This is a genomic window from Hydrogenophaga taeniospiralis, from assembly GCF_020510445.1.
Classification (GTDB): domain Bacteria; phylum Pseudomonadota; class Gammaproteobacteria; order Burkholderiales; family Burkholderiaceae_C; genus Hydrogenophaga.
Map to the genome: position 1 here is coordinate 4,744,477 of NZ_JAHBAG010000001.1, position 13,194 is coordinate 4,757,670.

The following is a 13,194-nucleotide window of genomic DNA, read 5'->3' on the forward strand; positions in this document are numbered from 1 at the left end:
GCGAGTGGCCCGGCGAAGCCGGTTCCACCGCATCCTGGGCTCGGACCCTTCTCGCCGGAAAGTCCCCGAGCCCGCCAATGATCCATCGACAAGACAGGAGACAAACCATGAGCCACACCGAAACCCCCACCCCACCCGAGCGCTTCAATTTCGCGCGCCACCTCATCGCGCTCAACGCCGGCCGCGCCGGCAAGATCGCGCTGATCGACGACGCGGGCGCGCTCAGTTACGGCCAGCTCGCCGAGCAGGTGCAGCGCTTCTCGGCCGCGCTGCAGGCGCTGGGCCTCAAGCGCGAGGAGCGCGCGCTGCTGCTGATGCACGACAGCAGCGACTGGGTGGTGGCCTTCCTCGGCGCGCTGCACGCGGGCGTGGTGCCGGTCTGCGTGAACACGTTGCTGACCGCCAAGGACTACGCCTACATGCTGGCCGACAGCCGTGCGCAGGCGGCCCTGGTCTCGGCCGCGCTGCTGCCCACGCTGCAGACCGCGCTGGACGCCGGGGGCAACGAGGTGAAGCAGCTGATAGTCTCGCGCGCCAAAGACCCGCTGCCCGCGGGCGCGCACGACTTCGCGGCGCTGGTCGCGGCCCATGCCCCGGGCAGCGCCGCCGACACGCACGGCGACGAACCGGCGTTCTGGCTCTATTCCTCGGGCTCCACCGGCGCGCCCAAGGGCACGGTGCACAGCCAGGCCAACCTCTACTGGACGGCCGAGCTCTACGGCAAGGCGGTGCTGGGTCTGCGGGAAAACGACACGGTGTTCTCCGCCGCCAAGCTGTTCTTCGCCTATGGCCTGGGCAACGGCCTGTCGTTTCCCTTGAGCGTGGGCGCCAGCGTGGTGCTGATGGCCGAGCGGCCGACACCGCAGGCGGTGTTCAAGCGCATGACCGAGCACCGACCCACCGTGTTCTACGGCGCGCCCACCGGCTACAGCGGCATGCTCGCCAGCCCCGAGTTGCCCACGCGCGAGCAGGTGGCGCTGCGCCTGTGTTCGTCGGCCGGTGAGGCCTTGCCGCGCGACATCGGCGAGCGCTGGAGCGCCCGCTTCGGTTGCGAAATCATCGACGGCATCGGCTCCACCGAGATGCTGCACATCTTCCTCTCCAACCGCCCGGGCGACGTGCGCTACGGCACCACCGGCAAGCCCGTGCCGGGCTACGAAGTGCAGCTGCGCGACGAGGACGGCAGCGTCATCACCGGCCACAACATGATCGGCGACCTCTACATCCAGGGGCCGAGCAGCGCCCTGCTGTACTGGAACAACCGCGCCAAGTCGCGCGACACCTTCCAGGGCACGTGGACCAAGAGCGGCGACAAGTACACCCGCGACCCCGACGGCTACTACACCTACGCCGGCCGCAACGACGACATGCTGAAAGTCAGCGGCATCTACGTGAGCCCGTTCGAGGTAGAGGCCACGCTGGTGCAGCACCCGGCCGTGCTCGAAGCCGCGGTGATCGGCAAGACCGACGACGACGGCCTGGTCAAGACCAAGGCCTATGTGGTGCTCAAGGCCGGCGCCCAGGCCACCGAAGCGGAGCTGCAGGCCTTCGTGAAGGAAAAGCTCGCGCCCTACAAGTATCCGCGCTTCATCGAATTCATGGACGAACTGCCCAAGACCGCGACCGGCAAGATCCAGCGCTTCAAGCTGCGCGAACTGGAGAACCAGCGCCTGTTCGTGCACCGCTGAGCCCGGCAGACCACCCGCCTGTCAGGGCAAGCCGAAAGGCCCGGGAATACCCCGACCCGGGCCGCCTTGTTTTGATTACCAAACATAACCATACTGACCGACCGGAGACAACAAGCAAGAGGAAGACACCATGGTTCGATCGGCATGGCTGGCCTGTGGCTGGCTGTTGGCAGCGTGTGCCCACGCGAATGACGCGGGCATCACCCCCACCGAAATCCGGCTCGGCGCCTCGGCCGTGCTCTCGGGCCCGCTGGGCCCGCAGACCGTGCAGTATGGCGAGGGCTCGCGCCTGCTGTTCGATGCGGTCAACGCCAGTGGCGGCATCCACGGCCGCAAGATCAGCTACGTCACGATGGACGACGGGTTCGACCCCAAACGGGCGGTCGACAACACGCAGAAGCTGCTCAAGGACCACAAGGTCTTCATGATCTTCAACAACACGGGCACCGCCCAGACGGCGGCTGTGTTGCCGCTGCTCAAGGAGTCACGGACCATCCTGTTCGGCCCGGTCACGGGCGCTTCGGCCTTCCGCGACAACTTCAACCCCCTGGTCTTCCACGTGCGGGCCAGCTACGGCCAGGAGGCCCGGCGCATCCTGTCCCAGCTCAAGCAGAGCGGCATCGGCCGCGTGGCCGTGTTCTACCAGGACGACGGGTTCGGCAAGGCCCTGCTGGCGGAGCTGAAGAAGGCCTCCGAGGCCGAACAGCTCCCCTTCGTGGCCGAAATCCAGGTGGACCCCAAGCAACCCGACTTCACCGCGGCCGCCGCCGCCACGGCCCAGGCGCAACCCCAGGCGGTGGTCATGGGCACCGCCGGCAGCACCTTCACGAGCTATATCAAGGCGGTGCAGCTGACCCCGGTCAAGCCCGGCTTCTACGGTTTCTCGGTCGCCAGCCTGGACGTGATCAACCGCGAGCTCAAGGAGAAGGCGCGCGGCACCATCCTTGCGCAGATCATGCCGTCGTTGCGCAACACCACCGTTCCGGTGGTGGCGGAATACCTCAAGCTGCTGCGCGAAAAATCGCCCGACGCCACACCCTCGGCGTCGCAGTTCGAGGGCTTCGTGCACGCGCGCCTGCTGGTCGAGGGCCTCAAGCGCACCGGCCGGGAGCTCAGCACGGACGCCTTCATCAGGACCATGGAGGGCGCCGGCGAGATCGCTTTCGGCCGCTTCACCGCGCGCTACGCGCCCAACTCCCACAACGGATCGAGCTACGTGGAGCTGGCCATCGTCGACGCCGACGGGCAACTGCGCTACTGACCCGCTGACCCGGCGCCGCCGGCCGGCGCGGGCGCCAGCAGCAGTTTCAGTTCCCGGATCAACTGGGCCTCGGTGAAGGGTTTGTCCAGGCGCCTCATCACCCCCAGGCGCCGGAACTCGTCCGCCATCGCCTCGTCCATGCGACCGCTGGCCACCACCACCGCGATCTCGGGCAGCATGCGCCGCAGCGCGCGCACGAAGGCCAGGCCGTCCATGCCGGGCATGTGCAGATCCGTCACGATGGCCCGCAGATCGGCCCCGTGCTGCGCCACCTGCAGCAGGCCGTCGGCGCCATCGGTGGCGGTGACCACCTGGAAGTTCAAACGCTGCAGAACCGCCCGCCCCACCTCGCGCACGGCGGCTTCGTCATCGACGAACAGCACCGTTTCACCCTGCCCGCGGAATTCGCTGGTCGCCACCGGAACGGCGGCCTCACCCGAACGAACGTCTTCGGCCGGCAGATAGACCGCGAACGTCGCGCCCTGGCCGGGCTGGGAATAGACCTGCACGAAGCCCGCATGGCTCTTGACGATGCCGAGCACGGTGGACAGTCCCAGTCCGGTGCCCTTGTCCGGGCTCTTGGTGGTGAAGAAGGGGTCGAAGATCCGGTCGAGCAATTCGGGGGGGATGCCCTCGCCCGTGTCGCGCACGCGCAGGGCCACATAGCGGCCAGGCCGCGCGTCGACGATGGAGCGGGCATAGGCGGCGTCGAGCTCCACGGGCGAGGCCGTGAGGGTGAGGGTGCCGCCCTCGGGCATGGCATCGCGGGCGTTGACGCACAGGTTCAACAGCACCTGGTGCAGTTGCGTGGCGTCGGCCGACACCGTCGGCAACTCGGGCGCGCACTCGACCACCAGATGAATGTTCTTGGGGAAGCTGCCGTTCATCAGGCTCTCCAGCTCCCGGAGCATGCGCTCGGGCGGCAGCGGGGCCCGGTCCCCCTCCGCGCCCTTGGCGAAGGTGAGCAACTGGCGCACCATGTTGGCGCCGCGCTGGGCGCTGCCCTGGATCATCTCGAACAGCCGGGCCTCCTCGGGGTACTGTTCCTTCAGCATGCCCATGCCCATGAGCACGGGCGCGAGGGCGTTGTTCAGGTCGTGCGCCACACCGCCGGCCAGCGTGCCCAGGCTTTCGAGCCGCTGCGAGCGCAGGTGCTGGCGCTCGATGAGCTTCATCTGCGTGATGTTCTCGTGCGAGACCACCACGCGCACCTCGCCCTCGCCGGGAAAGCGTTCCACGCGGCACAGGAACCAGTGCGGGTCGGCCTCGTGCCGCACGCTGTATTCATGCAGGAACTCCTTCTGCTCGCCCCGGATGACCGCGCGAATGCCGGTGGCGACGGGGCGGCTGTCACCGTTCAGCGTGCCGCAGGCGTGGTCGCACGAGGCGAGGTAGTCCGCCCCCTCGCGGACCAGCGCGGGGTCGCCGAACTCGGTCCATGCGCGGTTGGCGGCCAGGACCACGCCCCGCCCGTCGAGGATCACCACGCGCGCGCTCAGGGCGTCGAGCGTGGCGCGGGCAAAACGCTCGCTCTCGATCACGGTCTGGGTCTGCCGGGCCACGCGCTGCTCCAGCTCCTGGTTCAGGAGCGACAGCTCATGCTCGATGTTCTTGCGCTCGGTGATGTCAAGCCAGTAACCGATGATCTCGATCGGCCTGCCCGTGGCGTCGCGCACCAGCCGGCGCTGGTCGTGCACCCAGCGGTAGCTGCCGTCGCCACGGCGCAGGCGGTATTCGCTGAGATGCGAGCCCTGCTCGACCACCCAGGGCAGTTCGGCGGCGACCCGCGCCCGGTCATCGGGGTGCACCTGGCTCGCGCCCAGTTGGCCGTCGCCGATCAGGTCCTCGGGCTGCAGGCCCATCAATTGCGTCACGTTCGGACTCACGTACACGGCCGCGTAGGGCGCCGTGGCCTCGCGGGTGTAGATCGCCACCGGGCTGGACGACACCAGGAAGTTCAGGCGCGACTCGCTGGCGCGCAGCACCGCCTCGGCCGCCTTCATGTGGCTGATGTCGGTCTGGATCACGATGTACTGGTACGGAACACCCTCGGCGTTCAGGAACGGGGTGATCGTGGTCTTCACCCAGTAGGGGCTTCCGCCCTTGCGCCGGCAGCAGATCTCGCCGTGCCACACCCGCCCCGAGGTGACCTGGCGCCAGATGCCGCGCGCAAAGCCGCCGGGCTGCTGGTGCGAGCGCAGGATGCGGCAATGTTGCCCCAGCAGTTCCTCGCGGTTGTAGCCGCTGACCTGGCAGAACAGGTCGTTGGCGTAGATCAGCGTTCCCCTGCGGTCGGCGATGCTGACGATGGCGTGCTGGTCCAGCGCCAGGTGTTCGCGCTCGCGTTCGTAGAGCGTGGTCTGCAGCCGTTCGCGCAGGGCGCTGTTCTGCCGCGCGCGCCGCGCGCGCGCGCTCACCGCGGCCACCAGGTGGTCGGGCCGCACCGGCTTGACGAGGAAGTCGTCGCCCCCCAGATTGAGCGCCAGCAGCTGCTGGGTCGGGTCGGTCTCGGCCGAGAGAAACAGCACCGGCAGGTGCAGATAGGCGTCGCGTTCGCGCAGCGCCGCGGCCAGCTCGGGCCCGCTGGCCTCGGGCATGTACACGTCGAGCAGCAACACGTCGGGCTGGAACCGGTCGAGCTCGTGCAGGGTCTGCAAGGGCTGCGACAGGGAATGCACCTCCATGCCGGCCGCGCGCAACACACTGGCTTGCGCCTGCAGCAGCAGGGGATCGTCGTCCACCAGCAGCACACGGTAGGGCTGCATCGGCTGGCGCCCGGTGAGCGCGTCCAGCAGGTTCACCAGCCGGCCGGCCTCCAGGGGCTGGGTCAGCGTGCGGCTGATGCCGGCGCGCGAGGCCGCCAGGCGCACCGGCAGCTCGTCGTCCTCGAGCGCGAGCACCACGGGAATGCGGCCGTGCAGGCCCAGGCCCAACTCCTTGACCAGCGCGGCGCCCACCGGATCGGCTTCCGGGAACGCCGTGTCCAGCACCACCGCCGCCGGAGGCACCGCGCCGGCGGCCGCCAAGGCCTCGCGAAGGCCGGCCACGTCGGTCAACACGCGGACCCGGTAGCCCGCATCCGACAGGCCCTGGCGCAATCGGCCCGCCTGTGCCGTGTCGGTTTCGACCAGAAAGATCCAGGGCCGGGCATCGGGGCGCAGGGGCTCCACCACCGGCGGGGCGCTTGGCGCCACCTGCTCCAGCAGCGTGCGGGCCAGGGCAACCAGCCGCCGCAGCCCTTCGCCCACGTTCCGCCAAGCGCTCTCGCTGGGCGCGCCACCCGCACCCGGGCCACGGACCAGCGCGGTCAGCGGTTGTTCCGCCTGACGCGCCGCGTCGGACAACGCCGGCATGCCAAAAACGCCCGCCGTCCCGGTCAGGCTGTGCACCACGCGGTGCAGTGCCTCGGCCTCGGCCAGGTCCCAGCGCTGGGGTGAGAGCCGCCTGAACAGGGTTTCGATGCTGCCCAGTCGGGTGGGCAGCTGCTCGGCGAATCGCCGGTTCAATTCGTCCAGCGCCGCGGCGGCCGCGTCGTGCCGGTCCTGGGTGCCTGCATCACTCATGGTGGTCCCCCCACACGCTGCGCACCTGCGCCGCCAGCGTCATCGGGTCAAACGGTTTGGGAATCACGGCCAGCGCGCCCAGCGCCGTGTAGTGCTGCACTTCCTGCGGTTGCACCTTGGCGGTCATGAAGATCACCGGCACGCGGGCCAGCGCAGGCAGCGCGCGCAGGGCCTTGAAGGTGCCCGGGCCGTCCATGCCCGGCATCATCACGTCGAGCAGCACCAGGTCGGGGGCAAAGGCCTGGGCCTCGCGCACGGCCTGCTCGCCGGACGAGCACACCAGCACCTGGAAGCCACCCACCATCTCCAGAGCAATGCGGGCCACGGCCTGGATGTCGGGTTCGTCTTCGACGTACAGAATGCGTTGCAGTGTGCTCATGGCGTGTGTCCTTCCCGCGCGCCGCGGGTGTCGGGGGGCGTGATGGCATCGAGCAGCTGGCGCGGCGAGACGCTGGATTTGCGCAGCACCGCGTCCACCCACTGCCCGTCGCCCGGCACTTCGTCGCCCCCGGTCAGCACCACCACGCGCGCGCCGGGCTGCTGCTCATGGATCGCGGGCAACAGGCTCCAGCCCGATTCGTTCGGCAGGGTGAGGTCGAGAATCACCGCATCGAAGCGCTCCAGCGCCACCCGGGCGCGGGCCTCGCGCAGGTTGGTGGCGTGTTCGAGGTCGAAGCGGTCGCCCGCCATGGCGCGCACCATCTGGTGCGTGTCGGCGTCGTCTTCCACGTGCAGCACCCGGGGTGTCGATGGCCTGGCCACCGATACCCGCTGTTCGAGCAGGCCCAGCAGGCGGGACTGGTCCAGGGGTTTGGCGAGCCATTCGACCTCCGGGAATTCGGCGCCGATGGCCTGCTGGCCCTCCTGCATCCGGGCCGAGATCACGATGATGGGCAGCCGCGCCGTGGCCGGCCGCGCGCGCAGCTCGCGAATGATCTGCTGGCCATCGGTATCGGGCAACAGCAGGTCCAGGGTCACGGCCGCATAACGGTTTTGCAGGGCCAGCCCCATCGCCTGGGCACCGCTGGCGGCCGAATCCACCGCGTACCCGGCACGCCGGAGCATCTGGCTCAGCAGGCGGCCCACATCGGGATCGTCTTCCACGACCAGGATGCGCGGCGCGCCGGGCCGTGCGGCCGTCGGGGCCACCGGCCCGGCCTCTGGCGGCTGCGCGCGCCACACCGGGAGCTCGAAGAAGAAACAGGTGCCCTGGCCCTCCTGCGACTCAAACCCGATGCTGCCGCCCATGCGTTCAATCAATTCGCGGGAAATCGCCAGGCCCAGCCCGGTGCCGCCCTTTTTCCGTGTGTCCGACGCGTCGGCTTGCGAAAACTTCTGGAAGATGCGGCCCTGGAAACTGGCGGGGATGCCGGGGCCGTGGTCCCGCACCTCCACCCGCACCACCTCACCGCGGCGCCGCACGGCCACCTCCACCGGTGAGCCCTCGGGCGAGAATTTCGCGGCATTGGACAGCAGGTTGGCCAACACCTGCTGCAGCCGCTGGGCGTCCGCCCAGACCCGCAGGCCATCGACCCGTTGGCTGAGCGCGTAGCGCACCTTGTACTGTTCTCCGTAGGCCAGGTTCTCCGCCAGGGATTGCTCCAGCAAGGGCATCAGCTCCAGCGCGCGCATGTCGAAGTGCAGCTTGCCCGCCATGAGCCCTTCCATGTCCAGCAGGTCGTTGATCAGGTAGGACAGCCGCTGGCTGTTCTTCTTGGCGATGCCCACCATCTCCTGGGCATGCGGCGGCAGCGGGCCCACGGCCCCGCCAGCGATCAGACCCAGTGCCCCGCTGATGGCCGTCAAGGGCGTGCGCAGCTCGTGGCTCACGGTGCTGATGAACTCCGACTTCACCCGGCTGGCGCGCTCGGCTTCGTCTCTGGCCAGTTGCATGTCCATCGTGCGCTGCTCCAGGAACAGGCGCTCGCGCCGCAAGGCGTTGTCGCGCGCCTGGATTTCGGCGAGCATGTGGTTGAAATGGTCCACCAGGGTGCCAATTTCGTCGTTGTGGGCCTTGGTCGCGCGGATCGAATAGTCCTGCTCGCGGGACACCCGGTGGGTGACCTGGGCCAGCGCGAGGATCGGGGCGGTGACGATGCGGCGCAGGCGCATGCCGAAATACACCGCCAGCGCCGCGAGCAAGGCCCCCAGCAGCACCATCGCCGCCTGCCCCGCCAGGATGTCGAGCCAGATGGGCAGCAGATGCGCGGAAAGCTCGATCTGCCCCACGGTCTGCCCGCCATCGGTCATCACCTGATGGACCGCCAGCGTGGCGGGCAGCACGGCCAGCACCAGGCGTTCAAGCAGGCCCCCGCCGTGGTCCGGCCGGGGGAACTGGACCTGCGCGAACAGCGCGCCTTGCGCGTCGAGCAGGCGCACGGTGTCGATTTCTTTCTTGGCCGACAGCGCCGACAAGGTCAGCCGCGCGCTCTCGGGATCGTCGAAAGCGAGCGCGGCCCGGCTGTTTTCACCCACCACCGCGGCCAGCGCGAGCAGTTGCGCCTGGGTGTCGTGGTAGCGCGAGTAGGCGCTGCCGATGGTGAACACCAGGGCAATCGCCAGCACGGCGACCAGGGTGTTGAACGCCAGCAGCAAGCCCAGCTTGCGCACGATGGAGAGGTCGCGCCACGTCATCATTGCAACACCTTGCCCGCGAGTTTGAGCATCTGGCTGTTGAGCACCAGGCCGGAGCGCTGGGCCGCCGCCAGATTGACATCGAAGCGCACCCGGTTGGCCTCGATCCGCAGGCCGATCATGCCCCCGGCCTGCACGAACCCGGGCAGGTCGCCCACGGTGAGCACCGGCGCATTGCCCAGGCCGCGCAGCAGCGCGTCCAGGCGGTCCGCGTCGCCCTCGCCGATGAACAGCACGTCGCACTGCCGGACCTTGGCCGCAACGGCGCCGGGCACGACCTCCAGCGCCCGGCCACCCATCGCCCGCCCCTGCAGCTGCGCGAGCTGGCCCTGCAGCGCCTCGGCCCCCGTGCTGCACAGCCTGAGCGGCGCGCTGACGGCCTCGTCACCCGCAGGCCACTGCGTGAACTTGATGAAGTTGAAGACGAAGCCCGCCTTGACCGCGTGCTCGCTGGCCGGCTGCGCCAGGCCCCCGGCGGCAGCCCCCAGGAGCAGCAGCGCGCACAGCATCCGCCGGGCGCCGCGCGTGCATGCGGCCACCACGGGACGCGTCCATGGGGCACTGTCCATCAAAAGCGCAGCTCCATCTTGAGACGGACGCTACGGCCATCCTGTGGCAACTCCGTGATCCAGCCGCTGGCCGAGATCGGTTGCCGGTAGGCCTTGTCGAACAGGTTGTAGATGCCCAGGGAAACCGACAATCCCGGCGCCCAACGGTCGGCCGTGAGGTGCAGGTTGGACAGGCCCTGTCCCGGCAGGCGCGCACCGCTGGCGGCACGCCGGGCGCTTTCCAGCTGCCACTCGTAGCCCAGGCGCAGCCCGGCTGCGGGCAATGGGGCTGAAAAATGCAGCTTGCCGAGCCAGTGCGGGGAATTGGCCAGGCCTTCGCCACGGGCGAACCGCGCCTGCTGGCGCGAGAGGCTGGCCCGCAACCGCCCGCCCCAGCCCCAGGTCCTGTCGGCCGAGAGTTCCAGCCCGGTGGCCTTCACGCGCAGCCCGGAAGCGAACCGCCACGCCTCATCGTCCCAGACGATCAGATCCTTCAACGACCACTGGTACAGCGCCCCACGAACGCTCAGATCGGGCGCCACGCGGTGGTCCACCACGAGCTCCCGGGTATCGATGACTTCGCTGTCGACGGCGGGCAGCAGCGTCGGGGACTCGCCTGCACGGAAGTCCCAGTCGCGTTCCGACGTGTTGGGCGCCCGGTGAGCCCGACCGGCCATCAGCTTGAGCGCGGAAGCCGGCGCGGCCTGCCAGATCAGCGCCGCCCGTGGGCTCGACCGGGTTCCGTTGACGCTGTTGCGATCGGTGCGCAGTCCCAGGGTCGCCACCAGCGTCTCCGACAGGCGCCATTCGTCCTGGGCGTACACCCCCGCACGCCAACCCGAGTTCGGGTATTCCTTGTCCAGCTCCTGGCGCGGGTTGTCCTGCAGCTCCAGCCCCACCATCAGCTTGTGCGCCGGCCGTGCGGTGGACAACAGGCGCAACTCACCACCGCGGGAGGAACTCGCGCCTGCGTAGGAATACCACCAGTCGTCGTACTTGGCATCGCTGTCGAACCGGTACTCTTCCAGGAACAACCGCGCGAGCAGCTGCAGTGAGGCATCCGCCAGCGGGCCCTGGTACTGCACTTGTGTGAGCAGGTAGCGGTCCCGGATGAACTGGTTCGGCTCCAGCGGCCGGCTGCCACCCGCGGCCGTGGGGTCGTCTTTGCGGCGGTCGCTGTGGATCAGCTCGAACGACCAGGGACCCTTGGCCATGCGCGTGAAGAACGCCTCGTCGCGTTCACCGTCCATGTCGGTGGCCACGCCCGCAATGCCTTCGCCATAGTCGTAGAAGCGGTTTTCTCCCCGGGCGCGCAGGCCGGAAGCGGACACCAGAAAATCCAGTCCACTGTCGAGCCGCCGCCCCACACTGACCCGGCCCTGCCGCAGGCGCTGCGGGTCTTGCACCGCCGCCGCCAGCTCCGCCCCGTCGATGCCCGCGCCGTCGCGCGTGACCACATTGACCACGCCAAAGAGGGCGTTCTGGCCATACACCGCGCCGCCCGGGCCCGGGACGTACTCAATGCGTTCGATCAGGTCCAGATCCAGCGGAAACTCGTGCCCCAGGGTGGCGCTGTCGTACGTGGCCTCGTTGACGCGGTTGCCGTTGATGGTGACGAGCACCCGCACGTTGAGGTCACCCGGCTGGCTCAGCCCCCGGGTGCCCAGATAGGTGTACTGCCGGTCGTAGGTGCTGTGCACGCCGGGCAGGCTGGTCAGGGCCTCGGCCAGGGTGCGCCAGCCAAAGGTCCGGATGTCCTCGCGGGTGATGACGCTGACCGCGGCCGCCACCTCGCTCTGTTTTTGCTGGTACTTGGAGGCACCGACCACGGTGATCTCCATCAGTTGCTCCAGGCTCAGTGCCGCCATGTCGGTGGCGGCCCGGGCCGGAAAGGTCGCCGCCAGGACCAGGGCCAAGGCCAGCAGCCGGGAGGGCATGGCGCTGGGCGCCCATCCGCCGGATCGCCGGGTCATCAACAGGCCGCCGGTGGGTGGTGCAGAAACGGGGTGCATGGCTGGGAAGCGGACAACCGCAGTGTTGGAAGTGCTGGTGCAATCGATTTCTCAGATTATCGGACGCCATCCGATTTTCTTGAGTTGACGGCCCAGGCGTGTGACATTGCTCACACGCGGCGCCAAATACCCGCCGTTCAACCGCCCATGTGCTGCGGCTTTGCAACGCTGCGAGCCCCCCCGGGGCGGCGGCCCTTGCCCGCGCTCTGCCGCTCAGGTGTCCTTGGAAATCTTGATGCTCGGGAACTTCGAGGAAAAGTCCTTGGCCTTGGCCGCGATCTTGATCGCCACCTGGCGCGCCACCGTCTTGTAGAGCGTGGCGATCTCGCCATCGGGCTCCGCCACCACCGTGGGTTTTCCGCTGTCGGCCTGCACGCGGATCGACATGTTCAGCGGCAGGGCGCCCAGGTAGTCCATGCCGTACTCGGCGGCCATGTTCTTGCCACCGTCGGCGCCAAAGATGTGCTCGACGTGACCGCAGGCGGGGCAGCAGTACACCGCCATGTTTTCCACGATACCCAGGATGGGCACCCCCACCTTCTCGAACATCTTGATGCCCTTGCGCGCGTCCAGCAGAGCGATGTCCTGCGGGGTGGTGACGATCACCGCGCCGGTGAGCGGCACGCGCTGGGAGAGGGTGAGCTGGATGTCGCCGGTGCCGGGTGGCATGTCGACGATGAGGTAGTCCAGTTCTTTCCAGTTGGTCTGGCGCAGCAGCTGCTCCAGCGCCTGGGTGGCCATGGGGCCGCGCCAGATCATGGCCTCGTCACGGTCGATCAGGAAGCCGATCGAGATCACCTGCACGCCGTAGTTCTCCAGCGGCTCCATGGTCTGGCCATCAACGCTCTCGGGCCGGCCTTCCAGCCCCATCATCATGGGCTGGCTCGGACCGTAGATGTCGGCGTCCAGGATGCCGACCTGCGCGCCTTCGGCGGCCAGCGCCAGCGCCAGGTTCACCGCGGTGGTGCTCTTGCCCACGCCGCCTTTGCCCGAGGCCACGGCGATGATGTTCTTCACATTGGGCAGCAGCTGCACCCCGCGCTGCACGGCGTGCGCGGTGATCTTCATGCCCATGTTGACCGAAACGTTCTCCACGCCGGGCACTTCCTTGGCCGCGACGATCAGCGCACGGCGCAGCGCCGGCATCTGGCTCCTGGCCGGGTAGGCCAGCTCGACGTCGAACGAAACGTCGCCGTACTGCTCATTCAGATTCTTCAGCGCCTTGGTGGACACGAAGTCCTTGCCGGTGTTCGGGTCGGTCACGGCCTGCAGGGCCGCCAGCAGCGCTTGTTGGTCAACAGCCATTCGAAAAATCTCCTGTGAGGAACGGTTTTGTGGGGTGCGGATGCGTGCCGGCAAGTCTACCCGCCCACCCGACCGGGGCCGATACACCCAGGGGCCATGAGGGCTTGCGCCAGCGCCCTTCGCGCCGCGTGTGGCGCCCAGCAACCCGGGGCGGCGGGCAGGCGGCCTAAAATCACGGGTTCC

Annotated in this window: 8 protein-coding genes; 2 read left to right on the forward strand and 6 right to left on the reverse strand. The window is 68.7% G+C overall.

The genetic code is table 11. The features are described from left to right. Positions 1–107: 107 nt before the first annotated feature. Entirely contained in the window at positions 108–1,688 is a 1,581-nt protein-coding gene (locus KIH07_RS22755; protein WP_226494129.1) for a benzoate-CoA ligase family protein, read from the forward strand. 130 nt (positions 1,689–1,818) lie between these two features. Then, a complete protein-coding gene (locus tag KIH07_RS22760) occupies positions 1,819–2,949 on the forward strand; it encodes an ABC transporter substrate-binding protein (protein ID WP_226494130.1) in 1,131 nt (376 codons plus the stop codon). On the opposite strand, the gene KIH07_RS22765 is transcribed toward KIH07_RS22760, so the two are convergent. The 6 genes from KIH07_RS22765 to apbC form a co-directional block, all read right to left on the reverse strand. After that, a complete protein-coding gene (locus KIH07_RS22765) occupies positions 2,943–6,512 on the reverse strand; it encodes a response regulator (RefSeq protein ID WP_226494131.1) in 3,570 nt (1,189 codons plus the stop codon). The two genes, KIH07_RS22760 and KIH07_RS22765, sit on opposite strands and share 7 nt — an antisense overlap. Then, the gene (locus tag KIH07_RS22770) at positions 6,505–6,891 is read right to left on the reverse strand and encodes a response regulator (protein ID WP_226494132.1); all 387 of its coding nucleotides are present in this window, start codon (positions 6,889–6,891) and stop codon (positions 6,505–6,507) included. Before KIH07_RS22770 ends, KIH07_RS22765 begins: the two co-directional genes overlap by 8 nt. Next, positions 6,888–9,149, reverse strand: coding sequence for an ATP-binding protein (locus tag KIH07_RS22775; protein WP_226494133.1), 2,262 nt, complete (start codon positions 9,147–9,149; stop codon positions 6,888–6,890). The genes KIH07_RS22770 and KIH07_RS22775 overlap by 4 nt, the downstream gene beginning before the upstream one ends. Continuing rightward, entirely contained in the window at positions 9,146–9,715 is a 570-nt protein-coding gene (locus tag KIH07_RS22780) for a YfiR family protein (RefSeq protein ID WP_226494134.1), read from the reverse strand. Before KIH07_RS22780 ends, KIH07_RS22775 begins: the two co-directional genes overlap by 4 nt. After that, entirely contained in the window at positions 9,715–11,667 is a 1,953-nt protein-coding gene (locus KIH07_RS22785; protein WP_226494135.1) for a TonB-dependent receptor plug domain-containing protein, read from the reverse strand. Before KIH07_RS22785 ends, KIH07_RS22780 begins: the two co-directional genes overlap by 1 nt. A gap of 252 nt (positions 11,668–11,919) precedes the next feature. Then, positions 11,920–13,011 carry an iron-sulfur cluster carrier protein ApbC gene (apbC, locus tag KIH07_RS22790; RefSeq protein WP_226494136.1) on the reverse strand — a complete coding sequence of 364 codons (1,092 nt, stop codon included), beginning with the start codon at positions 13,009–13,011 and terminating at the stop codon, positions 11,920–11,922. Positions 13,012–13,194 lie beyond the last annotated feature (183 nt).

Coding starts and splice junctions, on each gene's coding strand:
- KIH07_RS22755 (WP_226494129.1), top strand. CDS start 108: ATGAGCCACACCGAAACCCCCACCCCACCCGAGCGCTTCAATTTCGCG.
- KIH07_RS22760 (WP_226494130.1), top strand. CDS start 1,819: ATGGTTCGATCGGCATGGCTGGCCTGTGGCTGGCTGTTGGCAGCGTGT.
- KIH07_RS22765 (WP_226494131.1), bottom strand. CDS start 6,512: ATGAGTGATGCAGGCACCCAGGACCGGCACGACGCGGCCGCCGCGGCG.
- KIH07_RS22770 (WP_226494132.1), bottom strand. CDS start 6,891: ATGAGCACACTGCAACGCATTCTGTACGTCGAAGACGAACCCGACATC.
- KIH07_RS22775 (WP_226494133.1), bottom strand. CDS start 9,149: ATGATGACGTGGCGCGACCTCTCCATCGTGCGCAAGCTGGGCTTGCTG.
- KIH07_RS22780 (WP_226494134.1), bottom strand. CDS start 9,715: ATGGACAGTGCCCCATGGACGCGTCCCGTGGTGGCCGCATGCACGCGC.
- KIH07_RS22785 (WP_226494135.1), bottom strand. CDS start 11,667: ATGACCCGGCGATCCGGCGGATGGGCGCCCAGCGCCATGCCCTCCCGG.
- apbC (WP_226494136.1), bottom strand. CDS start 13,011: ATGGCTGTTGACCAACAAGCGCTGCTGGCGGCCCTGCAGGCCGTGACC.